The organism is Streptosporangiales bacterium (genome assembly GCA_009379955.1).
Classification (GTDB): domain Bacteria; phylum Actinomycetota; class Actinomycetes; order Streptosporangiales; family WHST01; genus WHST01.
This window is the reverse complement of sequence record WHST01000038.1, coordinates 1-24,688: the sequence shown is the minus strand read 5'-3', so window position 1 is coordinate 24,688 and position 24,688 is coordinate 1. Positions and strand designations below refer to the sequence as shown.

General features: G+C 71.0%; 22 protein-coding genes, 1 tRNA gene and 1 pseudogene. 15 read left to right on the top strand and 9 right to left on the bottom strand.

Going from position 1 to position 24,688, the window contains the following annotated elements:
* Window positions 1-22: 22 nt before the first annotated feature.
* From GEV10_13570 to GEV10_13560, 3 genes are read right to left on the bottom strand one after another with little or no spacing between them, the layout of a single operon-like run.
* Window positions 23-439 carry a hypothetical protein gene (locus GEV10_13570; protein ID MQA79484.1) on the bottom strand — a complete coding sequence of 139 codons (417 nt, stop codon included), beginning with the start codon at window positions 437-439 and terminating at the stop codon, window positions 23-25.
* Window positions 436-1,188, bottom strand: coding sequence for an NAD(P)H-binding protein (locus GEV10_13565; protein ID MQA79483.1), 753 nt, complete (start codon window positions 1,186-1,188; stop codon window positions 436-438). The genes GEV10_13570 and GEV10_13565 overlap by 4 nt, the downstream gene beginning before the upstream one ends.
* Window positions 1,189-1,220: 32 nt before the next feature.
* On the bottom strand, window positions 1,221-2,129 hold the full coding sequence (locus tag GEV10_13560; protein MQA79482.1) for an RNA polymerase sigma-70 factor: 909 nt from the start codon (window positions 2,127-2,129) through the stop codon (window positions 1,221-1,223).
* 247 nt (window positions 2,130-2,376) lie between these two features.
* Between GEV10_13560 and GEV10_13555 the strand changes: the two genes are divergently transcribed.
* The 6 genes from GEV10_13555 to GEV10_13530 are packed head-to-tail and all read left to right on the top strand — an operon-like array spanning window position 2,377 to window position 10,494.
* On the top strand, window positions 2,377-4,809 hold the full coding sequence (locus tag GEV10_13555) for an FAD-dependent oxidoreductase (protein MQA79481.1): 2,433 nt from the start codon (window positions 2,377-2,379) through the stop codon (window positions 4,807-4,809).
* A gap of 18 nt (window positions 4,810-4,827) precedes the next feature.
* Window positions 4,828-5,745 (top strand): pyridoxal-phosphate dependent enzyme, encoded by a 918-nt coding sequence (locus GEV10_13550; protein MQA79480.1) that lies wholly within the window; start codon window positions 4,828-4,830, stop codon window positions 5,743-5,745.
* Window positions 5,726-6,976, top strand: a complete 1,251-nt coding sequence (locus tag GEV10_13545) for a sarcosine oxidase subunit beta family protein (GenBank protein MQA79479.1) — start codon at window positions 5,726-5,728, stop codon at window positions 6,974-6,976. The genes GEV10_13550 and GEV10_13545 overlap by 20 nt, the downstream gene beginning before the upstream one ends.
* Window positions 6,977-6,987: 11 nt before the next feature.
* Entirely contained in the window at window positions 6,988-7,254 is a 267-nt protein-coding gene (locus GEV10_13540) for a sarcosine oxidase subunit delta (GenBank protein ID MQA79478.1), read from the top strand.
* The gene (locus GEV10_13535) at window positions 7,251-9,902 is read left to right on the top strand and encodes a ferredoxin (GenBank protein ID MQA79477.1); all 2,652 of its coding nucleotides are present in this window, start codon (window positions 7,251-7,253) and stop codon (window positions 9,900-9,902) included. The genes GEV10_13540 and GEV10_13535 overlap by 4 nt, the downstream gene beginning before the upstream one ends.
* Window positions 9,892-10,494 (top strand): sarcosine oxidase subunit gamma, encoded by a 603-nt coding sequence (locus tag GEV10_13530; GenBank protein MQA79476.1) that lies wholly within the window; start codon window positions 9,892-9,894, stop codon window positions 10,492-10,494. The genes GEV10_13535 and GEV10_13530 overlap by 11 nt, the downstream gene beginning before the upstream one ends.
* A gap of 8 nt (window positions 10,495-10,502) precedes the next feature.
* Here the strand turns inward: GEV10_13530 and GEV10_13525 are convergent, their stop codons facing one another.
* Window positions 10,503-10,997, bottom strand: a complete 495-nt coding sequence (locus tag GEV10_13525; protein MQA79475.1) for a hypothetical protein — start codon at window positions 10,995-10,997, stop codon at window positions 10,503-10,505.
* Between the two features lie 186 nt (window positions 10,998-11,183).
* Between GEV10_13525 and GEV10_13520 the strand changes: the two genes are divergently transcribed.
* Window positions 11,184-11,633: a hypothetical protein gene (locus GEV10_13520; protein ID MQA79474.1), complete on the top strand. Its 450-nt coding sequence runs from the start codon at window positions 11,184-11,186 to the stop codon at window positions 11,631-11,633.
* 360 nt (window positions 11,634-11,993) lie between these two features.
* Here the strand turns inward: GEV10_13520 and GEV10_13515 are convergent.
* Window positions 11,994-12,067 (bottom strand) — tRNA-Pro (locus tag GEV10_13515).
* Between the two features lie 474 nt (window positions 12,068-12,541).
* Between GEV10_13515 and GEV10_13510 the strand changes: the two genes are divergently transcribed.
* Window positions 12,542-13,489, top strand: coding sequence for a cellulose-binding protein (locus tag GEV10_13510; protein ID MQA79473.1), 948 nt, complete (start codon window positions 12,542-12,544; stop codon window positions 13,487-13,489).
* A gap of 103 nt (window positions 13,490-13,592) precedes the next feature.
* On the opposite strand, the gene GEV10_13505 is transcribed toward GEV10_13510, so the two are convergent.
* Window positions 13,593-14,486 (bottom strand): metallophosphoesterase, encoded by an 894-nt coding sequence (locus tag GEV10_13505; GenBank protein ID MQA79472.1) that lies wholly within the window; start codon window positions 14,484-14,486, stop codon window positions 13,593-13,595.
* A 145-nt stretch (window positions 14,487-14,631) separates the two neighbouring features.
* Here GEV10_13505 and GEV10_13500 point away from each other — a divergent pair, with 145 nt between their 5' ends.
* Window positions 14,632-15,090 (top strand): GatB/YqeY domain-containing protein, encoded by a 459-nt coding sequence (locus tag GEV10_13500; protein MQA79471.1) that lies wholly within the window; start codon window positions 14,632-14,634, stop codon window positions 15,088-15,090.
* On the opposite strand, the gene GEV10_13495 is transcribed toward GEV10_13500, so the two are convergent.
* Entirely contained in the window at window positions 15,087-17,495 is a 2,409-nt protein-coding gene (locus tag GEV10_13495; GenBank protein MQA79470.1) for a PASTA domain-containing protein, read from the bottom strand. The two genes, GEV10_13500 and GEV10_13495, sit on opposite strands and share 4 nt — an antisense overlap.
* A gap of 345 nt (window positions 17,496-17,840) precedes the next feature.
* Between GEV10_13495 and GEV10_13490 the strand changes: the two genes are divergently transcribed.
* Window positions 17,841-18,134 (top strand): WhiB family transcriptional regulator, encoded by a 294-nt coding sequence (locus tag GEV10_13490; protein MQA79469.1) that lies wholly within the window; start codon window positions 17,841-17,843, stop codon window positions 18,132-18,134.
* A gap of 23 nt (window positions 18,135-18,157) precedes the next feature.
* Here GEV10_13490 and GEV10_13485 read toward each other — a convergent pair whose 3' ends face one another.
* Window positions 18,158-19,360 (bottom strand): AAA family ATPase, encoded by a 1,203-nt coding sequence (locus GEV10_13485; GenBank protein MQA79468.1) that lies wholly within the window; start codon window positions 19,358-19,360, stop codon window positions 18,158-18,160.
* Window positions 19,357-20,358: an ATPase gene (locus GEV10_13480; GenBank protein MQA79467.1), complete on the bottom strand. Its 1,002-nt coding sequence runs from the start codon at window positions 20,356-20,358 to the stop codon at window positions 19,357-19,359. The genes GEV10_13485 and GEV10_13480 overlap by 4 nt, the downstream gene beginning before the upstream one ends.
* A gap of 59 nt (window positions 20,359-20,417) precedes the next feature.
* On the opposite strand from GEV10_13480, the gene GEV10_13475 reads away from it, so the two are divergent.
* From GEV10_13475 to GEV10_13455, 5 genes and pseudogenes are all read left to right on the top strand, one after another.
* Window positions 20,418-20,873 (top strand): MarR family transcriptional regulator, encoded by a 456-nt coding sequence (locus GEV10_13475; protein MQA79466.1) that lies wholly within the window; start codon window positions 20,418-20,420, stop codon window positions 20,871-20,873.
* Window positions 20,873-22,126, top strand: coding sequence for an MFS transporter (locus GEV10_13470; GenBank protein ID MQA79465.1), 1,254 nt, complete (start codon window positions 20,873-20,875; stop codon window positions 22,124-22,126). The genes GEV10_13475 and GEV10_13470 overlap by 1 nt, the downstream gene beginning before the upstream one ends.
* Window positions 22,127-22,340: 214 nt before the next feature.
* A complete protein-coding gene (locus tag GEV10_13465; GenBank protein ID MQA79464.1) occupies window positions 22,341-22,799 on the top strand; it encodes a RidA family protein in 459 nt (152 codons plus the stop codon).
* 79 nt (window positions 22,800-22,878) lie between these two features.
* A pseudogene (locus tag GEV10_13460) lies at window positions 22,879-23,565 on the top strand (NUDIX hydrolase).
* A 92-nt stretch (window positions 23,566-23,657) separates the two neighbouring features.
* Entirely contained in the window at window positions 23,658-24,446 is a 789-nt protein-coding gene (locus GEV10_13455) for an MBL fold metallo-hydrolase (protein MQA79463.1), read from the top strand.
* Window positions 24,447-24,688: the final 242 nt, after the last annotated feature.

Sequence of the window (24,688 nt, the reverse complement as noted above, 5' to 3'; positions counted from 1 at the left end):
GGGAATGACGGTGCCGGTACGGCTAACGACGCGGCAGGCGTACCGCGAGGACCAGCAGGACCACCGGTAGCACGACGCCGAAGCCGAGGGCGATCGTCTGACCGATCGCGTTGCCCAGGTCGAAGCCGTGCAGGTGCGTGGCGTGGAAGGTGAAGTGCGCGACGGTGAACGTCAGGTTCGCCGTCAGCGCGACGAGCACGAGGCGGCGTTCCATGGCGACCGTGGCGGCCACGAAGACCACGGCGAGCGCGAGGTTCAGCGCACCGACGTCACGCATCAGATGCTCGTTGTAGGGCGGGAGCATCGCCACCCACGGGTTGGTCGGCAACGGCCCAGACGTGAAGAACGACCGGGGGAAGATGAGCTGCCAGCCGCCGGTCGCGAGCTGCGTGACCGTGAGGAAGACAAGCCCGGCCCGCAGCCATCGTGCCATTGTCATCGTGCGCTCCTTAGGTACTGCTCGAACGTGATCGTGCCGACGGCGTGGTCGGGTGCGAGGTGTTCTCCGGCGGCGAAGCGGCGGAACGTCTTGCCGGGCAGGCGCAACGCCGCGACGCGCCTGCGCCGTCCGGTCGCCTCGAGGTACCGGTGGGCGAGGTCGCGGAAGTGGTGGATCGTCGGCCCGCCCATGTCCGGTACCCGGCCGGCGGGTGGCGCGACGGCGAGCTCGGCGAGCCGGGCACCGACCTCGGAGACGTCGATCGGCTGGACGTGGAAGGCCGGCACCGGCATGACGGGAGCCCGAGCGCCGGCGATGAACAGTCCCCTGACGAGATCGTGGAACTGCGTGGCACGGAGCACGGTCCAGGGCAGTTCCGAGCGCTCGATCATCCGCTCGCTGGCGAGCTTGCGGCGGTAGTAGGCGAACGGGACCCGGTCGACACCGACGATCGAGACGTAGACGACGTGCGAACTGCCGTTCGCGGCTGCCGCCTCGACCACCGTGCGGTCCACGTCGGCGCCGAAGCTCGACGTGCAGAGGACGACGGTGTCCGCGCCATCGACGGCGGCGGCCAGACTCGTGCCACTGCGGTAGTCGACGGTGCACCACTCGGCCCGTGACGAGGTGCCCGGCGGCCGTTCCCGCCTGCTGGCGAGCCGTACCGTGTGGCCGGCGTCGAGCAGCCGCTCCACGACGACACGGCCGAGCACGCCGGTGCCGCCGGTGACCAGGATCGTCTTGCGCACGGTTCGTCCTCCGGGATTGCCGCTCTCACCCGTTATGAACCGGACGGCACCTCGGAATGTGACAGCTGCATGGCGAGGTAGCCGAGCTTCTCGGGATTGGTGACCGTGCGGGTCGCCCTGACCGCGCCGTCGGCGATCTCGAGCACCATGACGCCCGCCAGCGTCGCGCGGTGCCAGGCGAGGATCGCGGCCTGGCCGTTGACCTCGGCGAACGTGAGCTCCATCTGGGTGGTGGCGTACTTCCTGAGCAGCCCGACGAGCAGGCGTGCGACGCGCGTGCGACCGAGGACCGGCCGCGTGCCCGCCGTCGCCTTGCCGCCGCCGTCCCCCACCGCCACGGCATCGGCGGTGAGGACGTCCTCGAGCGCGCTCATGTCACCGTCGCGCGCGGCCGTCAGGAACCGTTCGACGAGGCGATGCCACTGGTCGGTGTCGGGACGGAATCGCGGTGGCGACTCGCCGAGCCGTCGCGTCGCGCGGTGGTGCAGCTGCCGGCAGTTGGCCTCGGACAGCTCGAGGATCTCCGCGAGCTCCCGGTGCGAGTACGCGAACGCCTCACGCAGGACGAACACGGCGCGCTCCGTCGGTGTGAGCCGTTCGAGCAGCGTGAGCAGCGCGAGAGAGACGGAGTCGCGCTGCTCGGCCTCGTCGTCCGGCCAGAGCGCGCCGTCGCTGGTGAGCACCGGCTCCGGCAGCCAGGGCCCGATGTACTGCTCGCGGCGCGCCCGCGCCGAGGTCAGTCGGTTGATGCTGAGGTTGGTGACGACCTTCGCGAGCCAGGACGACGGCGCGACGATCGCGTCGCGCTCGGCGCCGTCCCACCGCAGGAAGGCGTCCTGCACGACGTCCTCCGCCTCCTCGGCGGAGCCGAGCATCCGGTACGCGATCCCGAACAGCCGCGACCGCTGCCCCTCGAACTCGTCGACCGAACGGAGGTTCACGCCCGCCAGCCTCCCAGACCGAGCACCGACCCGGAGGGGGACCGCGTGCGTCCGCACCCGTGAAGGGCGCCCTCACCGTGCCCTGGTCCGGTCGGGGTGCCCCTCACGGGTGCGGTCGCGATGGTCGGACCGGCGTGTGTTGCGCCCAGGAGCAGCGTCCCTTGACACGTGACGGGTGCGGGGTCACGCTGTCTCGTGTTGCGGTATACGCCGCTCGTTGCGTATGAAGAAACTCTGCGGAGCTGCCATGACCTCTCCCGCGATCGTCGTCATCGGTGCCGGCGTGGTCGGTGCCGCGCTCGCCGACGAGCTCACCGCGCGCGGATGCACCGACGTCACCGTTGTCGACCAGGGACCGCTGTACGCCACCGGCGGGTCGAGCTCGCACGCGCCGGGTCTGGTGTTCCAGTGCAACGGGTCCAAGGCGATGACCGACCTCGCCAGGTACACCGTCGAGAAGGCGTCGTCGCTCTTCCTCGACGGCGAGCCGTGCTACCTGCCGGTGGGCGGGCTGGAGGTGGCGACCACGCCGGAGCGGCTCGCCGAGCTGCACCGGCGGTACGGCTGGCTGCGGTCGTGGGGGGTCGAGGCGAGCGTCGTCGACACCGACGAGTGCGTGCGGCTGCATTCGCTGCTCGACGGCGACGTCGTGCTCGGCGGGCTGCTGACGCCGACCGACGGGATCTTCAAGGCCGTCCGCGCGGTCGAGGCGCAGGCCGGGCGCGCGCGGGAGCGCGGCGCCCGGTTCCTCGAACGGCACGAGGTGCTCGACGTCCTCACCGAGGGCGGACGGGTCACCGGCGTGCGGACCAACCACGGCGACCTCCGCGCGGACATCGTCGTGTGCTGCGCGGGCATCTGGGGCCCGAAGGTCACGCGGATGGTCGGCATGACCCTGCCGCTGACGCCGCTCGGTCACCAGTTCGCGTGGACGTCGCCGGTGCCGGCGCTCGCGGGGCAGACCGCGGAGAGCGTACGGCCGATCGTGCGGCACCAGGACCACGATCTCTACTACCGCGAGCGCGGCGACCAGGTCGGCGTCGGCTACTACGGGCACCGCCCGATGCCGCTGTCGGCCGACGACCTCGTCGCGTACGACGACGCGGAGGTCATGCCGAGCGTGCTGCGCTTCACCGCGGAGGACTTCGAGCCCGCGTGGGCGGAGTCGATGCGCCTGCTGCCGGCGCTGGGTGACGCCAAGGTCGACGACGGCATGAACGGCGTGTTCTCGTTCACGCCGGACAACATGCCGCTGCTCGGCGAGTCGCCTGACGTCCGCGGCTTCTGGGTCGCCGAGGCCGTCTGGGTCACGCACTCGGCCGGCGTCGCGAGGGCGATGGCCGAGTGGCTCGTCGACGGCGTGCCGTCGATCGACCTGCACGAGTGCGACGTCAACAGGTTCGAGAAGCACCAGCTCGCGCCCGACTACCTGCTCGCCCGCGACTGCCAGAACTTCGTCGAGGTGTACGACATCCTGCACCCGTTGCAGCCGATGGAGGACCCGCGACCGCTGCGCACCAGCCCGTTCCACGCACGCCAGCAGGAGCTCGGGGCGGTGTTCCTCGAGGCGAACGGCTGGGAGCGTCCGCACTGGTACGAGGCCAACGCCGGACTCGTCGACGGCCGTGACGTGCCCGTGCCCGACGACTGGGGCGTGCGCTACTGGTCGCCGATCGCCGCCGCCGAGGCCCAGGTCACCCGCGAGCGCGTCGCCCTGTACGACATGACCGCGCTCAAGCGCCTGGAGGTGTCCGGCCCCGGCGCACTCGCGTTCCTCGACCACGTCACCACCGGGAAGATGGACAAGTCCGTCGGCGCGGTCACGTACACGCTGTTGCTCGACGAGACCGGGGGCATCCGCAGCGACGTCACGGTCGCGCGCCTCGGTCCGCGGCTGTTCCAGCTCGGTGCGAACGGCAACCTCGACCTCGACCGGCTGCGCCGGCTCGCATCCGCGGACGGTTCCGTTGTCGTCCGCGACACTACTGCCGAGACCTGCTGCATCGGCGTGTGGGGACCACGCGCACGCGACCTCGTCCAGTCGCTCTCGCGTGACGACTTCTCGAACGAGGGGCTCCGCTACTTCCGCGGCAGGCACACCTACCTCGGCATGGTGCCGGTCACCGCGCTGCGGCTGTCGTACGTCGGCGAGCTCGGCTACGAGCTCTACACCACCGCGGACATGGGCCTGAGGCTCTGGGACACGCTGTGGGACGCCGGCCAGGAGCACGGCGTCATCGCGGGCGGACGTGCGGCGTTCAACGGGCTGCGGCTGGAGAAGGGCTACCGGTCGTTCGGCACCGACATGACCTGGGAGCACGACCCGTACGAGGCGGGCGTCGGCTTCGCGGTGCGGATGGACAAGCCCGACTTCGTCGGCAGAGCGGCCCTCGCCGGCCGCGACCCCGAGGCGGTGGAGCGTCGGCTCACCTGCCTGGTGACGGGCGACGAGGTCGTCATGGGCAAGGAGCCGGTGTACTCCGGTGACGAGCGCGTCGGATACGTCACGAGCGCGGGCTGGGGCTACACGCTCGGTCACGGCATCGCGTACGCCTGGCTGCCCGCGACGTACACGACGATCGGCAGTACCGTCGAGATCGGATACTTCGATCGCCGGGTGTCCGCCCGCGTCGCGGCCGAGCCGCTCTTCGACGCCGAGATGTCCCGGCTACGTGGCTAGGACGCTGGGGTGATGGCGATGACAGGGCTGGTGACGGCAGGGGCGACCACGTCGGCGAGCGTTCTCGACGCCATCGGCGACACGCCGCTGGTGAACATCGAGGGCGTGTGGGTGAAGCTGGAGTTCCTCAACCCCTCCGGCTCCATCAAGGCGCGGCTGGCGAAGTACCTGATCGAGCGCGGCGAGCAGGAAGGCCTGCTGAGGCCCGGCGACACCATCGTCGAGGCCAGTAGCGGCAACACCGGCAACGCGATGAGCATGGTGGCGGCGGTCAAGGGCTACCGCATGCTCGTCGTGATGCCCAACGGCATGAGCGCGGAACGGACGGCGATCTCGCGCGCGTTCGGCGCGGAGGTGCGATCGATCGGCGACTTCCACGTCAACGACGCGCTGGCGCTGGCGCGGGAGCTCGGCGAGCAGCCCGGCTACTACGCGCCGCAGCAGTTCGACAACGAGTGGAACGTCGAGGAGAACCGCGAGTGGCTGGCGCGGGAGATCCTGCAACAGCTGCCGCAGGGCGTGATCCCCGACGCCGTCGTGTGCGGAATCGGCACCGGTGGCACGGTCATCGGCGTCGGCCAGGGACTCCGCGCGGTCAACCCGGACTGCCGCGTGGTCGCGCTCGAGCCCGACGAGTCGTGCACCATCCTCTGCGGCGAGGTGTGCAAGCACCTGATCGAGGGCATCGCCGACGGCTTCGTCCCCGGCATCGTCGAGCGGCATCGCGACGAGATCGACGAGTACGTCTCGGTCAGCAGCGACGCCGCCGTCGCCGAGATGCGCCGGATCGCCCGCGAGCACGGCATGTTCGTCGGGCCCAGCTCCGGTGCCCACCTCGTGGCGGCGAAGCGGCTGCGCGAGCAGGGCCGCGCCAACGTGGTCACCTTCTTCTCCGATGAGGGCGAGAAGTACATCGATGATCATTTCTTGGGATAACGCAGCTTGGAGTGAGCCATACGTTCCGCCGCGCCACGATGTCGCGCATTGGCGTGACGCCGAGCCGAAGCGGACGTACGACGTCGTCATCGTCGGCGCCGGTGGGCACGGCCTCGCGACCGCGTACTACCTCGCGAAGAACCACGGCATCACCGACGTGGCCGTGCTCGACAAGGGCTGGCTCGCCGGCGGCAACATGGCCAGGAACACCGCGATCATCAGGTCCAACTACCTCTGGGACGAGAGCGCGGCGATCTACGAGCACGCGCTGACGCTGTGGGAGGGCCTGGAGGACGACCTCGGCTACGACCTCGCGTTCAGCCAGCGGGGCGTGCTCAACCTCGCGCACAGCCTCGGCGACGTCCGCGAGGCGAAGCGACGCGTCAATGCCAACAGGCTCAACGGCGTCGACGCCGAATGGCTCGAGCCCGACGAGGTGAAGAAGCTCGTCCCGATCATCGACGCCTCGCGCGACGTCCGCTACCCCGTGCACGGTGCGACGTACCAGCCGCGCGCGGGCATCGCCAAGCACGACTACGTCGCCTGGGGCTTCGCGCGCGCCGCGTACGAGCGCGGCGTGCAGCTGGTCCAGGACTGCGAGGTGACGGGCATCTCCGTCGACGGCGACCGCGTCACCGGGGTCGAGACGACCCGTGGGCCCATCGCCGCGGGACGGGTCGCCCTGTGCGCCGCGGGGCACACCACGGTGCTTGGCGACATGGTCGGGCTGCGGCTGCCGATCCAGAGCCATCCGTTGCAGGCACTGGTGTCCGAGATCCTGGAACAGGTGCTCGACACCGTCGTCATGTCCAACGCCGTGCACGTGTACGTCAGCCAGGCGCACAAGGGCGAGCTCGTCCTCGGCGCCGGCGTCGACGGGTACAACGGCTACGGGCAGCGCGGCTCGTTCCACGTCGTCGAGCGCCAGCTCTCCGCCGCGCTCGAGCTGTTCCCGATCTTCGCGCGCGCACACGTCCTGCGCACCTGGGCGGGCATCGTCGACGTGTGCCCCGACGCGTCGCCGATCCTCGGGCTCACCCCGATCGAAGGGCTCTACGTCAACGGCGGCTGGGGCACCGGCGGCTTCAAGGCGACGCCAGCCGCGGGCTGGGTCTACGCCGACACGATCGCGCACGGCCGGCCCCATCCGCTGGCCGAGCCGTACGCGCTCGACAGGTTCCGTACGGGCGCGCTCATCGACGAGCACGGCGCCGCGGCCGTGGCGCACTAGGAGGCCCGTCAGTGCTCTTCCTGCCGTGCCCGTGGTGCGGGCCACGCGACGAGACCGAGTTCCGCAACGGAGGCGAGGCCGGTGTCGCGTACCCGACCGACCCGGACGCACTCGACGACGCCGCCTGGGCCGAGTTCCTCTTCGTCCGCGCCAACCCCGAGGGCTGGTTCCACGAGCGCTGGGTGCACACCGCCGGCTGCCGACAGTGGTTCAGCGTCGAGCGGCACACGGTGACGAACGAGATACGCGACCCGCGGCCGATCGGGGATCCGGCATGAGCGGCACGAGACTCGCGGCGGGCGGCGGTCGGATCGACCGGTCGCGGCCGATCACCGTGACGTTCGACGGCGTCACGTACCCGGCGTACGTCGGCGACACGCTTGCGTCCGCGCTGCTGGCGAATGGCGTGCGCACGGTCGCGCGCGGCATCTACTCTGGCCGGCCGCGCGGTGTCGCCGGCATCGGCATCGAGGAGCCGAGCGCGTACGTCCAGGTCGAGTCCGGCGTGGGCGAACCGATGGTGGCCGCCACGGTGGTCGAGGCGTACGACGGTCTGCGGGCGTCCGGGCTCGCGGGCAGGGGGCGGCTGCTCGACGGGCCGGACGAGGCACGTCACGACCACGTGCACACCCACTGCGACGTGCTCGTCGTCGGCGCGGGTGACGGCGGCATGGCCACTGCGGTCGCGCACGGCGGGGGGCGCGTGCTGCTCTGCGACGCCGCTCCGACGCTCGACGACTCGACCGCTCGTGAGGTCGCGGCGCTGCCCGAGGCGCGTGCACTCTCCCGCACGACGGTCGTCGGTGCGTACGACCACGGCTACTTCGTCGCGGTCGAACGCCGTACGGACCACCTCGGCGTGGTCTCCACAACCGTTGCACGGCAACGGTTGTGGCACATCCGTGCGAAGCAGGTGGTGTACGCGACCGGCGTGCACGAACGCCCGTACGCCTTCCCCGACAACGACCGTCCCGGTGTCATGCTGGCCGGTGCGGCGGCGGTGTACGCGCGACGCTACGGCGTCCGTGCGGGCGACGCCGCTCTGGTGGCGGGCGCGCACGACGGTGCGCTGCGTTCCGCGCTCGACCTGGCCGACGCCGGCGTCCGGGTCGCCCTGGTGGTCGATGCGCGACCGGACGTCGGCGGCGACGAGGTCGACCGGCTGCGCGAGCGCGGCATCGAGGTGCGCACCGGCTTCGCCGTGTGCGGCACCGCCCCCGACACCGACGGCGGAGTCGCCGCGGCGCACGTCGCGCCGGTCGACGCGTCGGGCACGGTGGTGGGCGACCGCGAGACGGTGGCGTGCGATCTCGTCGCGGTCTCCGGCGGCCCCGACCCCAGCCGGGGTCCCCAGCGGGGGTGGGGGGCACGACCGGGGACCCCAGCCGGTGCCGGCACACCCACCGGGGACCCCAACGGAGTGGGGGCTGCGCCGGTGGCGTTGTTCGCGGTGCGGGTGCCCGGCGACGAGACGGCCGCGGAGCGGACGTTCCTCGACCTGCAGCGCGACGCCACGCTCGCCGATGTCGAACGCGCGGTCGCCGTCGGGATGCGCAGCCCCGAGCACGTCAAGCGCTACACGACGATCGGCACCGGCGCCGACCAGGGCCGGACGTCGAGCACGGTCACGCTCGGCGTGCTGGCGGAGCTGACGGGCACGCCGCTCGCCGATCTCGCGCCGACGACGCGGCGGCCGCCATACGTCCCGGTGTCGTTCGCCCTGCTCGCCGGGCGCGACCGCGGCGGGCTCGCCGACCCGGAGCGCGTCACGCCGATGCAGCCGTGGCACGTCACGCACGAGGTGCCGTTCGAGGACGTCGGGCAGTGGAAGCGCCCGTGGTACGTGCCGCGCGACGGCGAGGACATCGACACCGCTGTGCGCCGCGAGTGCAGGGCGGTGCGCGAGTCGGTCGGCATGATGGACGCGTCGACCCTCGGCAAGATCGAGCTGCAGGGGCGAGACGTCGGTGTGTTCCTGGATCGCATGTACACCAACATGTTCTCGACGTTGAAGGTCGGCCGGATCCGGTACGGCGTCATGTGTCACGCCGACGGCATGGTGTTCGACGACGGAACGACCGCGCGGCTGACCGAGGACCGGTGGCTGATGTCGACCACGACAGGCAACGCCGCGGCGGTGCTCGACTGGTTGGAGGAGTGGCTGTCCACCGAGTGGCCCGAGCTCGACGTGAGGTGCACGTCGGTGACCGACCACTGGGCGACGATCGCGCTGGCCGGCCCGCGGTCGCGCGACGTGCTCGCCGCGCTTGCACCCGCCCTCGACGTGAGCGCAGAGGCGTTCCCGTTCATGAGCGTGCGCGAGGCGGAGGTCGCCGACCTGCCCGCGCGGGTCATGCGGATCAGCTTCTCTGGCGAGCTGGCGTACGAGGTGAACGTGCCCGCGTGGCACGGACTCGGCCTGTGGGAGGCAGTGCTGCGCGCGGGCGAGCCGTACGGCATCACGCCGTACGGCACCGAGACGATGCACGTACTGCGCGCGGAGAAGGGCTTTCCGATCGTCGGGCAGGAGACCGACGGCACGGTCACGCCGCAGGACCTCGGCATGGGGTGGGCGGTCTCGAAGAAGAAGTCGTTCGTGGGCAGGCGGTCGTACGCCCGCGACGACAACCTGCGTGACGACCGCAGGCAGCTGGTGGGCCTGCTGCCCGACGGCGACCGCGTGGTGGCCGAAGGCGCGCAGGTGGTCGCGGACCCGTCGGCTCCGATGCCCGTGCCGATGGCCGGGCACGTGACGTCGAGCTACTGGTCGGTGCCGCTCGACCGACCGTTCGCGCTCGCCCTCGTCGAACGCGGAGAGTCGCGGCACGGCGAACGCCTGTACGCGGTCGATGGCGTCGACGCGGTGCCGGTGATCGTGACGTCGCCGGTGTTCTACGACCCGGAGGGGGAGCGCCGTGACGGCTGACGTCAAGGAACGGCGGCGGCGGAGTCCGTTGGATGCCCTCGCACGGGATCTTGCGGCGACCGGTGGTCCGGGGTCGGTGACGTTCACCGAGTGGCCGTTCCGCGTGCAGGTCGAGCTGCGCGTGGCGCGCGACGGGGACCTCGGCGGGCTCGAGGACGTCCTTGGTCTCGCGTTGCCCGAGCGCGTCGGTGCGTTCGCAGTCGCCGGGGAGCGGCAGGCGTCGTGCCTCGGCCCGCGGTGGTGGCTCGTGACCGACGTCCCAGAGCCGGACGTGCGTCTGGAATGCGCGCTCGCCGGCGAGCTGCGTGCGTCCGGAGGCGAGGACGTTTCCGCGGTCGACGTCTCCGCGCAACGCACGACGATCGACGTGGCGGGACCGCATGCGCGCGACGTCCTCGCGCACGGCTGCTCGCTCGACCTGCATCCGCGGGAGTTCGCGCCCGGCCGGTGTGCGCAGACGATGCTCGCCAAGGCACAGGTCGTGCTGCAGCAGCTCGACGACGTGCCGACGTACCGCCTGGCGGTGCGCGCGTCGTTCGCCGACTACCTCGGTCGCTGGCTCCTCGATGCCGCGACGGAGTACGTGCGGTGAAGTCATCGTCACAGGATGCCCACGACCCCGACACCAGTACTCACAATGGTCGCCGCCGTGCCGAGCACGGTGCACACGAACGTGACGGTCTCTTTCACCGGCCTTTCCGTCGATAACGTCTTCTCGCGGTCGGGACCAGTCGTCTCACGCGACGACGCTGCCGGCTCGGGCCCGCGCTGTCGAGCCACTCTGTGTCCGAGCCGGGAAGCCGGACTGGTGATCCCGATCCGCGCGAGCTGCACGGCCCATTTCTCCCTGCTGTGGATCCGGCAGCCGCGGAGTCGGCCGCGTACCGGGTTCTTGCACGGGCGTCCGCGAGTTGCGGTGATCACCCCGCAGTTGGTCTTCGTGAAGAACGCGAACCACAACGCGACGAGCGTGGGGACGTAGACGAGGAAGAACACGCCGAACCAGAACGTCTCGCCGTTGACCCACAGCATGACCGCGACGAGCGTGGACACGACGAGTACAGCGAAACCTGCACGCGTCTTCTTGCGCGCCATTGGACCCGCTCCCACCCCGATTTGAGAGCTGACGGTCTCCCCAATGTGACACGTCTGCTTCGAACGCGCGGCAGAATGCGGAACCTTGACGAAACGCTGTCACCGCTCTGATGGTGGGCCGGTAGGGCCTCGGCGTCGCGACGGAGTACGTGCGGGAGAGTTCGGCGCCGTTATAGTCCCTGGCTAATGAACGCCGCGACGGCCCGGTCGGCACGACGTCTCACGCCATGGATCGTGTGGGGCTCGCTGGTCATCGGGTGGTGCATCGTCTTCGGGCCGCAGGTCGTCACGTATGTGTTCGGTGCCGAGACCACCGCTCACGTCACCAGGTGCGTGACGTCGGTCAGCACCGACAGCAACGGCAACCAGACCGAGTCGGTCGACTGCGACGGCACGTGGACGCTCGACGGCGAACGGCACGCGGGCCGGGTCGAGGGAGCGGATCTCGACCAGGAGGGCGAGGACGTCGCGGTCCGCGCACTCGGCGACCGCGCGGCCGTCGCCACCACGCCGCGGACGGCCCTGCTGATGACCGGGTTCATGCTGCTGCTCGGCGCCGTGACCCACACGATCCTGTGGCTCAGGTTCACCCACGCGATGCGCAACCCGAGTTCCGGCCGCCCGATCCCCCGCTAACGGCGTCAATGTTGAGGTGAGGCATCGCGGCACGACCGCGGGGTCGTGCCGGGACCCGTCAGGGGCACCCTCACCGTGCCTGGACACGGTGAGGGTGCCGCTCACGGGGTGCCTGGTCGCCGCCGTACTTTCGAAGGAACGTCAACGGCACCAACGGTGATCAGCGAAGCCGAAGGCGAGCGAGAGCCGAGCGAAGGCGAGCGGCGAGCGGAGAGCCGCGAAGCCGAAGGCGAGCAGGCAGCCACCGGAGCGCGCTTCCTCCGTGTGAGGGAACCTGGGGGGTGTGGGGGGCTGGGCCCCCCACATAGACGCAAAGGCCGCGGTGCAGCCGCAACAAGCGGCAAACACGACGACCCAACGTCGGGCTGGCGGGATTTGAACCCACGACCTCGTCGACCCGAACGACGCGCGCTCCCAAGCTGCGCCACAGCCCGTGTAAAACCTTCCGCAGTCTAGCGGTCGCGGTCCGGAGCCTGCGCGGGGGTTTCCCTCCGCGGTCCTGCCGGGTTCGGCGAGGTCGCGCGGCGACGCGGCCGTGTCGGCGGTGGAGTCGCGTGACATCGTTGCGCTGACAATCGTCGCACCGTGCGACACTGAGCGACATTCAGTGCACGCCTGACCCGATTGATCGGGTCATACCCCTGGTAAGCGGGTATGGACGGCGAGTAATATCTTCGGGGACTGGGCACGGGTCTCGCCCCTCGAACGCTCGTGCCCGGGTGTTGGCCCCATTACCACACGCTGGAGCTGATGGTGCTGCTCCGACCGGGAGCTCGTTGCGGGAGCGACGGGCCGCGCCGGCGCTTCGCCGCCACCGGGACGACCGGGCTGTTCGCAGCCGAATCGAGTGTCCCGGACCGTTTCGAGGACCCACAGTTCGACGCGCCGCCGATAGGGACAAGAGGCTAATGAGCAACACATCCACCGAGTTCCGTATGGCCCGCCGGGGCTACGAACCCGCGCAGGTCGATGAACGCATCCGCGAGCTCACCCAGGCCGTCGAGGTCGCTCGACGCCAGTCCGTCGAGCTCGCTCGACGGGTGGAGGAGCTCGAGTCGCACCAGCAGAGTTCGGGCGAGTCGTCGGAGCCGACGTTCGCAGACCTGGGTGCCCGGATCGGACAGATCCTGACGATGGCTCAGGAGGAGGCCGTCGAGCTCCGCGCGAGCGGGACGGCGGACGCCGAGCAGTGTCGCAAGGAAGCGGAGGGCATGGCGGTCAAGGTCCGCGACGAGGCCGACCGTTACGCCGAGGAGAAGCGCTTCCAGGCCGAGGCCGAGTTCGAAGAGGTCATCGCCGGGGCCAAGCAGAAGGCCGCGGAGATCCGCGAGCAGGCCAAGCGTGACGCCGCCAGCCGCAAGGGTGAGGCCGAGGCGATCTTCGAGAAGCAGCGTGCCAAGGCCGCGAAGGCCGCGGCGGAGTTCGAGACGAACCTCGCCCAGCGCCGCGAGCGTGCCGAGCAGTCGCTCGCGGAGCGCACGCAGGCGGCCGAGGCGCACCTGGTCTCCGTGCAGGAGCGTGCGGAGCGCACGCGTGCCGACGCCGAGCAGATCTACGAGGAGGCGACCGGCAAGTCCGAGCGTCTCGTCGAGGACGCCCAGCGCAAGGCCCGCGAGATGGTCACCGAGGCGACCGGCCGTGCCGAGCGCCTGCGTGCCGAGTCCGAGCGCGAGCTCGCCGCCGTGGCCCAGCGCCGCGACAGCATCAACGCGCAGCTGGCCAACGTCAGGCAGATGCTGTCCACCCTGCTCGGTGGGCAGTCCAGTGACCTGTTCGACCAGCTGCCGTCGGTCGACGACGACGACCCGTCCGACGCGATCTCGGCGAACAAGGAGTCGGCCAGGGCGGGCAGCTAGCCCACCTGCCGTCCCCGGAACGTGTGAAGGGCACCGTCACCACCATGGTGTGGTGACGGTGCCCTTCACACGTCGTCGTGCTCGGGCCGTACGGGCAACGCAGTCAGGTGTGCGGGACGAGCGTGACGAGAGTGGCCTCGGGCGGGCACGCGAACCGGAACGGCGCGTAGGGCGAGGTGCCGAGGCCGGCGGACACGTGCAGCCAGGCGTTGCCGTAGCGCGACAGGCCCTTGACCCTGGCCCGGTCGATGCCGCAGTTCGTGACGAGCGCGCCGTAGCCGGGGACGCACACCTGGCCGCCGTGGGTGTGTCCGGCGAACATCGCCGTGTAGCCGTCCGCGACGAACCTGTCGAGGACGCGCGGCTCGGGGGAGTGCAGGACGCCGAGGTGGGCGTCGGCGGCCGGGTCGACGGCTCCGGCGATGTCGTCGTACCTGTCCAGGTCGATGTGCGAGTCGTCGACGCCGCCGAACTCCACGGTGAGCCCGCCGACCTCGAGCCGCCCGCGCCGGTTGTCCAGGTCGAGCCAGCCCCGCGCGGTCATGGCCTCGCTGAGTTCGCGCCACGGCAGCGACTGGGGCCGCTTCAGCTCGACTCCCTTGTCGCCGGGGAGCAGGTAGCGCAACGGGTTCTTCGCCACGGGCGCGTACCTGTCGTTCGACCCGAGGACGAACACGCCCGGCACGTCGAGGAGCGGCGCCACGGCATACAGGTACGCCGGCAGCGCCTCGGGGTGCGAGATCGAGTCGCCGGTGTTGACGACGAGGTCGGGCTCGAGCTCCGCGAGGTCGTGCATCCACTCGATCTTGCGCAGCTGGTCGGGTGTGAGGTGCGCGTCGGAGAGGTGCAGCACCTTGAGCGGGCGTGCCCCCGCCGGGAGCACCGGGATCTCGCACCGGCGCAGCCGGAACGAATTGCGCTCGACGAGCGTGGCGTACGCGAAGCACGCGGCGCCGGCACCGAGGACGCCCAGCGGAACTGCACGAGAGGCACGCATGCCGTCATCGTCTCAGGACACGAGCCGTCCTCCAAAGTGAGCATCGCAGCGGTCCGAAGCGCACGCCTCGTCCACCCGCCCAGCGAGCGAGGAGCGGAGCGGAGGAGGGCGGCGGGTAGCGGGGCACGCCTGGGACACTGTCGCAATGACATCGCTCAAGGATCGTCTCCAGCAGGACCTCACCGACGCGATGAGGGCGCGCGACGACGTCCGGCGCCGCACCATCCGCATGGCGCTGACGGCGGTCACCACCGCGGAGGTCGCGGGTGACTCGGCCCGCCGACTCAGCGACGAGGAGGTGCTCGCGCTGCTGGCCACCGAGGCCAAGCGGCGCCGTGAGAGTGCCGACGTCTACACGCAGAACGGGCGCGACGATCTCGCCGAGCAGGAGCGGCTCGAGCTCACCGTGCTCGAGAACTACCTGCCGAGCCAGCTCGGCGACGACGAGCTCGTGGCGATCGTCGACGAGGTGATCGCCGAGACGGGCGCGTCGTCACCGAGGCAGATGGGCGTGGTGATGAAGGCCGTGCTCGGCCGGGTCGGCAAGCAGGCCGACGGCGGTCGCGTCTCCGCGGTGGTCCGGGACCGTCTCACCGGCGCCTAGGGTCTGCACCACGGCGGCTTGCACTCGGGTTTCTTCGTCGGCCAGGTCGACGGTCTGGCCGTCGGAGTGGCGCCCGGCGGTCCCTTGCTGACGAAGAGGGTCACCTTGCTGCCCGGCCGAGCCTGACCGCCGCCCGGCTCCGTGCGGGCGACCGTGCCCTTCGCCTCCGTGGAGTCGACGGGTGTCGGGTCGACGACGGGTTCGAAGCCCTTCTTCTTCAGCAGGTCGGTCGCCGCGGCGACGGGCATGCCCTTGACGTCGGGCAGCTCGACCTGCACGTGCACTGAGCGCATCAGGTTGGGCGGGGGCATCGGCACCTGGGACGGCTCTACGCCCTTGAGTGCGCGCTGCATGGTCTGCTGCCAGATCGGCGCGGCGTCCTTGCCGAACCCGGAGGCGGTCCGCGGCCCGAGATCGGCGCCGCGCAGCCGCTGGGCGGCGGCGCCCTTCGGCGACGCGAGCGAGACGGAGGTCGCCAGCTCGGGCGTGTACCCGGTGAACCAGCCGGCGGCGCCGTCGTTGGTGGTGCCGGTCTTGCCGTAGGCCTGCCGGCCGATGCCGAGACCGGCGGCGGTGCCACCGGACGAGAACACGTTCTTCATCGCGTACGCGACGGCGTTGGCCGCGCCCGCGCTCAGCGCCTGCTTGCACTCGGGCCCGATGCCGGGAAGCTTCTTGCCGTTGGTGTCGAGGACGTACTCGAACGGCGTGGGCCGGCAGTACTTGCCCTTGGCGGCGAACGCGGCGTACGCGGCAGACACGTGCAGCGGGTCGACCTCGTCGGAGCCGAGGGTCAGCGACGGGTATTGCTTCATCGGCGTGCCGTCGCTGCGGATCATGCCGAGCGAGCGGGTCATCTTCCAGGTCTTGCACAGCCCGACCCGGTGCTCCAGCAGGACGAAGAAGGTGTTGACGGACTTCATCGTGCCGCGGGGGAGGTCGAGCACACCGCCGCCGCCGCCCTCGCCGTCGGCGTTGAAGACGCTCGGGTAGAAGTTCGGCCTGCCCTGGCAGTCCTTGAACCCGCCCAGGTTGTGGATGCTGCCGGGTGCGTTGATCTCGTAGCCGAGCGGGATGCCGTCCTGCAGCGCGGCGGCGAGGGTGAACGCCTTGGCGTTGGAGCCGAACTGGGCGCCGTTGCCACCGCCGTGGGCGCGGTCGACCGCGGTGTTGAAGTTGAGCTGGCCCTTCTTGGCCTTGCCCGCGGTGGTGAAGTCGCGCGACACGACCATCGCGCGCACCTTGCCGGTGCCCGGCTGCACCGTGACGAGCGATCCCGCGATGGGCGACTTCTTCGACACGTTGTTGCGCATCGCCTTGATGGCCGACCGCTGGACCTTCGGGTCGAGCGACGTGCGGATCGTGAGGCCGCCGCCGACGAGCAGGTTGTAGCGGTCGGTGCGCGTCTTACCGAACGCCGGGTTGCCCAGGATCTCCTGCGCGACGTACTCGCAGAAGAACCCGTTGTACTTGCCGGCCTGGCCGCAGCTGTTGGGGAACTCGGTGACCTTGAGCTCGAGGTACTCCTTCTGGGCCTTCGCGGCCTCGGCCATCGAGATAGCGCCGGTCTCGCCCATGCGCTGCAGCACGGTGTTGCGGCGGGCCTTCGCCGTCGTCGCGTGCTTGGTCGGGTCGTAGGCGTACGGGCTGCGGACGAGCCCCGCCAGCATGGACGCCTGCGTGAGTGTCAGCTTGCTCGCCGAGGTGCTGAAGTAGTGCTGGGCGGCCGCCTCGACGCCGTACGCGCCGTCGCCGAAGTAGATGATGTTGAGGTAGCGCTCGAGGATCTCGTCCTTGGAGTACTTCTTCTCCATCGTGACGGCGTACCTGAGCTCCTGCAGCTTGCGGCCGTATCCCTCCGCGCCCTCGCGGTTGGTGACCTTCTGGACCTCGTCCGGCGACTTCGCCTGCTCGACCTGCACCTGCTTGACGTACTGCTGCGTCAGCGTCGAGCCGCCCTGGGTGCTGCCGCCCGCCTGGTTGCGCGCGAGCGCGCGCAGCGTGCCCTTGAAGTCGAGGCTGCCGTGCTCGTAGAAGCGGTAGTCCTCGATCGCGACGATCGCCTTGCGCATGATGGGCGCGACCTTCTCGAGCGGCACGTTGACGCGGTACTCGCGGTAGTAGGTCGCGATCTCGTTGCCCCTCCTGTCGAGGATGCGGGATCGCTCGGGCAGGGGCGGCGTCGCCAGCTCGCTCGGCAGCGACTCGAAGCTGTCCGCTCCCGCCTTGCCGACGAGTCCGGCACCACCGACCGCGGGCAGGGCGATGCCCGCCACGAGAATGCCCGCCACCAGGCTCAGGACGACGAGCAGCGCGAGATTACGCAGGATGTGGATCGGTGCGAAGTTGCCAGACACCGGTCCAGGGTAAGCCACCGGCACGGTGGTTCCGTGGCCGCCCGCCATCCATTATCGATCGGCTCGGAAGGCGCATCATTACCGCAAGTCGCCCTCTCTCAGGACGGCGACTTCCGAGCCGGGTCGGTAACCGGCGGAACAGTACACGACTGGGCGTTACCTGGGGACGCGCCAAGCGTTAGCTGAGGCAGGGGGCAACATGCCGCCAATGTCACGAATGGAGGGGAAGCGTCGTGTACGTGGTACTTGAGCACTACGCGAACCTTCGAGTGACTAGTCATTTCTGGCTACGCCAGATGGTCGGGGCGAGGGATTACACAGGGTGAGCGAGATTCTTACGCTTGGGTCGGTACCGGGGGCGGCACACACGGGGGAAAGACGGGGACGTACCCGATGACGTGGAACGAGTCGTGGGCAGGGTCCGCTGCCTGCAAGGGCGGCGATCCAGACAAGTTGTTCGTCCGGGGCGCCGAGCAGAATCACGCGAAGCGGATCTGCCGACACTGCCCGGTACGTGCCGAATGCCTCGCCTATGCGCTGGACTACGAGATGGAGTACGGCGTGTGGGGCGGCATGACCGAGCGCGAGCGCAGGTCGTTGTTGCGGCAGCGCACCGAGGTCAGCTCCTGGCGCAGCCTGTTCGAGGCCGCCAAGTCCGATTGGGAGACGGCGTCGGGCGCGGCCTGACGTCGCTCGCGACCGGACTCTCGTCAGCTCCGCGCCGCCAGCGCGTCGCCGACCGCGCGGAGGCCGTCGAGGTCGTGGACGTCCGCCGGCAGTGCCGGCACCTCGGCGATGGCGACACGAGGGTGAGCGGAGACGAACCCGTCCCGCAGCCGGCCCTCCCTGGCAGCCAGCACGAGGCGCTCCGCGTGCAACCGTAGTGCCGCGGCCGCGAGCGGGTGCTCGCCCGACTCCTCCAGGGTCTCCGCCGCGGCGACGCTGCGCTCGGCGCCGAGCCGCATCCGTCCCCCGGTGCCGGTCGTGCGGTGCACGCGGTTGAGGACGAGCCCGCCGAGCGGCATGTCGTCCCGCGACAGCCGTTCGACGAAGTACGAAGCCTCGCGCAGCGCGTCCGGCTCCGGGGCGGCGACGACGAGGAACGCGGTGCCGCGTGCCTGGAGCAACCGGAACGTCGCCTCCGCGCGTTCCCTGAACCCACCAAACATCGTGTCGAGCGCGGTGACGAACGTCTGCGCGTCCTTCAGCAGCTGGGCGCCGAGCACCTTGGTGACCGCGCCGGCGACGAGTCCGAACCCCGCCGTGAGCATGCGCAGGTACGCCCGACCGCCGCTCTTCGCCGGCCCGACGAGCAACCGGATGAACCGTCCGTCGAGGAACCGGCCGAGCCGTTCGGGCGAGTCGAGGAAGTCGAGGGCCGACCGGCTCGGCGGGGTGTCGACCACGATGAGGTCCCACTCGTCGGCGGCGCGGAGCTGGCCGAGCTTCTCCATGGCCATGTACTCCTGCGTGCCCGCGAACCCGGCGGACAGCGACTGGTAGAACGGGTTCGCCAGGATCTGGCTCGCCCTGCCGGAATCGGTGTGCGCCTCGACGATCTCGTCGAACGTGCGCTTCATGTCGAGCATCATCGCCCAGAGGTCGCCGCCGTTCGACGTGTCGACGCAGTCGATGCGGCGCGGCACGTTGTCGAGCTCCGCAAGCCCCAGCGACTGCGCGAGCCGCCGCGCCGGGTCGATGGTGAGCACGACCGTCGAGCGGCCGAGCTCGGCGGCCCGGAGGCCGATCGCCGCCGCGGTCGTGGTCTTGCCCACGCCGCCCGAGCCGCAGCACACCACGATCCGCGTGCGCCGGTCGCCGATCAGCGTGTCGACCGCGAGCCGCGGTGCCTGTGCTCTCCTGACGCGCCCGCTCGCTCCCGAGCTCTCTCCTCCGCTCGCCGCCCGCGTCATGCGTCCTCCGCCTCGGTCGCGACCTGGTCCTCGATGTGCTCGGCGAGGTCGTACAGCGCGCCGAGGTCGATGCCGTGTGCGACGAACGGCAGCCGCAGGAGCGGCCGATCGAGCTTCTCCAGCGCGCCGAGGGCTTCGTCCTCGGCCTGGACGCGCTGGGCGTGGTCGACGAGCTGCCGCGCGAGTGCCTCGGTGGTGCGCTCGCCGGCGGCGACGCCCGCGGCCGCGAGGCCCGCCTCGATCGAGGCGGCGTCGACCGTGCCGTCGGCGATCCTGGCGAGCTCGTCGGCGGGGAGCAGCCGCTCGCGCGTCATGTTCACGACGACCTTGCCGGTGGCGATGCCGGTGCGGTCGAGCTCCCCGATCCCGTCGACGGTCTCCTGCACCGGCATCTCCTCCAGCAGCGAGACGAAGTGGACGGCCGTCTGCGCCGACCGGATGACGCCGAGCACCAGATCGGCGTGGGTGCGCACCGGGCCCATCCGGGCGATGCCCGCGACCTCGCTCGACACGTTGAGGAACCGCGCGATGCGCCCGGTGGGCGGCGCGTCGACGACGACGTGGTCGTACGCGTACCCGCTGCCGCGGCGGCGGCGCACGGACTCGGCCGCCTTGCCGGTGAGGAGCACGTCACGCAGCCCCGGCGCCACCGTCGTCACGAAGTCGACGACGCCGAGCCGTTCGAGTCCGCGCCCGGCACGTCCCAGCTTGTAGAACATGTCGAGGTAGTCGAGCAGGGCAGCCTCCGGGTCGACCGCGAGCGCGTAGACCTCGCCACCGTCGCGGGCGACCGCGATCCTGCGCTCCTCGTACGGCAGCGGCGGGACGTCGAAGAGCTGCGCGATGCCCTGGCGACCCTCGACCTCGACGAGCAGCGTGCGGTTGCCGCCCGCGGCGAGGGCGAGCGCGAGTGCACCGGCGACGGTCGTCTTGCCGGTGCCGCCCTTGCCGGTGATGACATGCAGGCGAACCTCGCCCCAGCCCGTCGCTCGTGCCACACCTCCAGGGTAGGAGGCGTCCGCGGGCACCGGCGGCTCGGCAGTTGTATAGATAGGCTATGTATATTGTGGGGGTGATGACCGAGACGAGGCCGGTGGAGGCGCTGGCCGACGACCTGATCGCGCTGAGCGCGCGCCTGGTGCGGATGGTCGGCGCGATGGCCGACGTGTCGATGTCGGCCACGCAGTCGCGGGTGCTCGCGCGGCTGCGCGACGGCGGCCCGCTGCGGGTCACCGAGCTCGCTCGCCACGAGCACTGCACGCAACCGTCCATGACCGCTGCGGTCGACCGGCTCGAACGCGCCGGCCTCGTCGTGCGGCGTGGCGACGCCGACGACGGCCGCGCGGTCCTCGTGGCGGTCACCGACGAGGGCGTACGGCGGCTCTCCGTCGCGCGGGCCTCGATGGCCGCGGTGCTCGTCCCGAGCATCGAGCGGCTGAGTCCGTCGGAGCGCGACCAGCTCGTCGCGCACGCCGACATCCTGCGAACGCTGATGGAGGACCCGACCAGCTGATGCGCGCGAACCCCACCGACGACCGACCCGAGAGCGCGAGCTCGAGCATCCTCCGTCAGCCCAAGGCCGTGTGGGCCGTGGCCTTCGCGTGCGTGATCGCGTTCATGGGCATCGGCCTCGTCGACCCCATCCTCAAGCCCATCGCCGAACAGCTCGACGCCTCGCCGTCCCAGGTGTCGCTGCTGTTCTCGAGCTACCTGCTCATCATGGGCTTCGCGATGCTCGTGACCGGCGTGGTCTCCAGCTGGTTCGGCGCGAAGCGCACCCTGCTCATCGGGCTGGTGCTCATCGTGGTGTTCAGCGCGCTGGCGGGGTCGTCCGACACCATCGGCCAGATCATCGGATTCCGTGCGGGGTGGGGTCTCGGCAACGCCCTGTTCATCGCGACGGCGCTCTCGGCGATCGTCGGCTCGGCTAGCGGTGGCGTGGCGAGCGCGATCATCCTGTACGAGGCCGCGCTCGGCGTCGGCATCGCGAGCGGCCCCCTCCTCGGCGGCCTGCTCGGCGAGGTCAGCTGGCGCGGGCCGTTCTTCGGCGTCGCGGCGCTGATGGCGATCGGGTTCATCGTGACGACGGTCCTGCTGCCGAGCACCCCGCGACCGGCGCGGCACAGCTCGCTGCTCGACCCGTTCCGCGCGCTGCGCCACCGGTCGCTGCTGACCGTCGGCATCACCGCGCTCTGCTACAACTTCGGCTTCTTCGCGCTGCTCGCCTACACGCCGTTCCCGCTCGCGCTCGGGGCGATCGAGATCGGGCTCATCTTCTGCGGCTGGGGCGTGGGAGTCGCCGTCACCTCGGTGTTCCTCGCGCCCGTCCTGCAACGCCTGCGCGGCACGGTGCCGGTGCTGCTCGGCGTGCTGACGGCGTTCGCCGCCGTGCTCGTCGTGATGGCCATCGGCACCGACCACAAGGCGGTGCTCATCGTCTGCGTGGTGCTGAGCGGCCTGCTCAGCGGCGTCAACAACACGCTCATCACCGAGGCGGTCATGCTGGCCGCACCCGTCGAGCGTCCGACCGCGTCGGCGGCGTACAGCTTCGTGAGGTTCACCGGCGGCGCGATCGCGCCGTGGCTCGCCGGCAAGCTGGGCGAGTCGATCAACCCGCACGTGCCGTTCTGGGTCGGCGCCGGTGTCGTGCTGGTGGCGGTGCTGGTCTTGGCGAGCGGCCGCAGGTCGCTCGCCCACGTCGACGACCATCGCGTCCCGTCGCGTTCGCACGACGAGGCACTCGCCGTCACCGCCGGCGACGCCTAGCTCCGTGACGAGCGTCTCGCCGCCGTGGCAGCCGCGCGGGTAGGCGATATGGTCGCGCCATGGCCAAGTGGGAATACGCAACCGTGCCGCTGCTCGTGCACGCGACGAAGGAGATCCTCGACACCTGGGGCGTGGACGGGTGGGAGCTCGTCGCCGTCGTCCCGGGTCCGAACCCGGAGAACGTCGTGGGCTACCTCAAACGGGAGCTGCCGTCGTGAGCGCCCCGGAGGAGAGGCTCGCCGAGCTCGGGCTCGAGCTGCCGCCCGTCGCACCACCGGCGGGCGACTACGTGCCGGCGGTCGTCAGCGGCTCGTTCGTGTACACCTCGGGACAGGTTCCGTTCGTCGACGGTGAGCTGGCGGTGAGCGGCAAGCTCGGCATCGACGTCGACATCGACGAGGGCCGCCAGGGCGCCCGCGCCTGCACGCTCAACGCGCTCGCCGCGGTGAAGTCGGTCGTCGGTGACCTGGGCAAGGTCAAGCGCGTGGTCAAGGTCGTGGGCTTCGTCAACAGCGCACCCGACTTCTCCTCCCAGCCGCAGGTGATGAACGCCGCCAGCGAGCTGCTCGGCCAGGTGTTCGGTGACGCGGGCAAGCACGCGCGGAGCGCGATCGGTGTCGCGGCGCTGCCGCTCAACGCGTCCGTCGAGGTCGAGCTGATCGTCGAGGTGTGACCCCGTGGCTCGGCGCTGGCGGCTTCCTGACGAGTTCGTTGCGGAGGCGAGGCGTCGACAGGTCGAGCCCCGGCCGACCGTGACCGCGGCCGACGCGGCCACGGTCGTGCTGTTGCGCGACGGCGCCGACGGCGTCGAGGTCTACCTGCTGCGGCGCAAGACGTCGATGTCGTTCGCGGCCGGCATGTACGTCTTCCCCGGCGGCGGGGTCGACGCCAGGGACGGTGACGCGGACCTCGCGTGGTCGGGGCCGCCGCGCGATGCCTGGGCGGCGACGCTGGAGGCGGGGCCCGACCTCGCGGCCTCGCTGGTGTGCGCCGCGGTGCGCGAGACGTTCGAGGAGTCGGGCGTCCTGCTCGCGGGTCCGGGCCCGACGACCGTCGTCGACGACACCACCGGCGACGACTGGGAGGCCGACCGGCTCGCGCTCATCGACCGGTCGCTGGCGTTCGCCGAGATGCTGCACCGCCGCGGGCTCGTGCTGCGTGCCGACCTGCTCCGCGCGTGGGCGCACTGGATCACGCCCGAGGTCGAGCCGCGGCGCTACGACACGAGGTTCTTCGTCGCGGCACTGCCCCCCGGCCAGCGCACGAGGGACGTCGGTGGGGAGGCCGACCGCGTCGCCTGGCTGCGTCCGGCGGACGCGCTCGACCGGTTCCACCACGGTGAGCTGCAGCTGCTGCCGCCCACGGCGACGACGCTGGCCGAGGTGGCGACGTACCCGACGGCCGAAGCCGTCCTCGCCGGGGCGGACGCCCGCGTGGTGCAGCCGATCCTCCCCGAGGTCGTGCTCACCGACGACGGCGCCGACCTGCTCGTCCCCGGGCACGAGGAGACCGAGGGAGGAGGCGGGCGCGCATGAGCACCATCGACGGCAGCGGCACGACGCGGGCGCGCTGCCTGCTGGCGCCCAACCCGTCACCGATGACGCTCGACGGCACCGACACCTGGGTGGTCGCGGAGCCGGGCGCCGAGCGGGTCGTGGTGATCGACCCCGGTCCCGCCGGCGACGACCACCTGCGGCGGGTCGCCGACCACGTGCACGGCTCGGGTCGCCGGGTCGCGGTCGTGCTGCTCACCCACGGGCACTTCGACCACTCCGAGGGTGCACCGCGGTTCGCCGAGCTCGTCGACGCGCCCGTCCGTGCGTTCGCGCCCGCGTACTGCACCGGAGGGGACCCGTTCGTCGACGGTGAGTCGATCGACGTCGACGGCCTGCGGATCGACGTGGTCGCGACGCCAGGACACACCGCCGACTCGGTGTCGTTCCACCTGCCGGCCGACTCGGCGGTCTTCACCGGCGACACCGTCCTGGGCCGCGGCACGACCGTGGTGACGCATCCCGAGGGCGACCTGGGTGACTACCTCGCCTCGATCCACCGGCTCCGCGAGCTCGCCGGGTCCGCGCCGGTCGCCACGCTGCTGCCCGGGCACGGCCCGGTCGTCGCCGACGCGGTCGGCGTGCTCGACGGCTACCTCGCCCACCGGGCCGAGCGTCTCGACCAGGTACGCGCGGCCGTCGCCACCGGCCACACGACGCCGATGGACGTCGTCCGCACCGTCTACGCCGACGTCGACCGCGCCGTCTGGCCCGCCGCCGAACAGTCCGTCCGCGCCCAGCTCGACTACCTCCGCAGCCATGGCTGAGTTGTCAGTCATCCATCGCCGCTGGTGCGGCGACCCCGGGGCGGGTGACAAGGGTGGACTCGGTCGTGGTGTCGGTCGCTTCGCGGCCGCAACACGTGAACGGCACCCTCACCGTGTCGGGGCATGGTGAGGGTGCCGTTCACGGGTGCGCTGCGAGGGTCGTCGGTGGAGCTTCACCTCACCGACGTGGACTTCACCTCGTCCCGGCACGAGGTGAAGTCCACGTTGATCACGTGCACGTG

Bases quoted from the DNA above. Each gene is read 5' to 3' on its own strand.
- GEV10_13570 (MQA79484.1), bottom strand. From the start codon at position 439: ATGACAATGGCACGATGGCTGCGGGCCGGGCTTGTCTTCCTCACGGTC.
- GEV10_13555 (MQA79481.1), top strand. From the start codon at position 2,377: ATGACCTCTCCCGCGATCGTCGTCATCGGTGCCGGCGTGGTCGGTGCC.
- GEV10_13550 (MQA79480.1), top strand. From the start codon at position 4,828: ATGACAGGGCTGGTGACGGCAGGGGCGACCACGTCGGCGAGCGTTCTC.
- GEV10_13545 (MQA79479.1), top strand. From the start codon at position 5,726: ATGATCATTTCTTGGGATAACGCAGCTTGGAGTGAGCCATACGTTCCG.
- GEV10_13535 (MQA79477.1), top strand. From the start codon at position 7,251: ATGAGCGGCACGAGACTCGCGGCGGGCGGCGGTCGGATCGACCGGTCG.
- GEV10_13525 (MQA79475.1), bottom strand. From the start codon at position 10,997: ATGGCGCGCAAGAAGACGCGTGCAGGTTTCGCTGTACTCGTCGTGTCC.
- GEV10_13520 (MQA79474.1), top strand. From the start codon at position 11,184: ATGAACGCCGCGACGGCCCGGTCGGCACGACGTCTCACGCCATGGATC.
- GEV10_13510 (MQA79473.1), top strand. From the start codon at position 12,542: ATGAGCAACACATCCACCGAGTTCCGTATGGCCCGCCGGGGCTACGAA.
- GEV10_13505 (MQA79472.1), bottom strand. From the start codon at position 14,486: ATGCGTGCCTCTCGTGCAGTTCCGCTGGGCGTCCTCGGTGCCGGCGCC.
- GEV10_13500 (MQA79471.1), top strand. From the start codon at position 14,632: ATGACATCGCTCAAGGATCGTCTCCAGCAGGACCTCACCGACGCGATG.
- GEV10_13495 (MQA79470.1), bottom strand. From the start codon at position 17,495: ATGGCGGGCGGCCACGGAACCACCGTGCCGGTGGCTTACCCTGGACCG.
- GEV10_13490 (MQA79469.1), top strand. From the start codon at position 17,841: ATGACGTGGAACGAGTCGTGGGCAGGGTCCGCTGCCTGCAAGGGCGGC.
- GEV10_13485 (MQA79468.1), bottom strand. From the start codon at position 19,360: ATGACGCGGGCGGCGAGCGGAGGAGAGAGCTCGGGAGCGAGCGGGCGC.
- GEV10_13475 (MQA79466.1), top strand. From the start codon at position 20,418: ATGTATATTGTGGGGGTGATGACCGAGACGAGGCCGGTGGAGGCGCTG.
- GEV10_13470 (MQA79465.1), top strand. From the start codon at position 20,873: ATGCGCGCGAACCCCACCGACGACCGACCCGAGAGCGCGAGCTCGAGC.
- GEV10_13455 (MQA79463.1), top strand. From the start codon at position 23,658: ATGAGCACCATCGACGGCAGCGGCACGACGCGGGCGCGCTGCCTGCTG.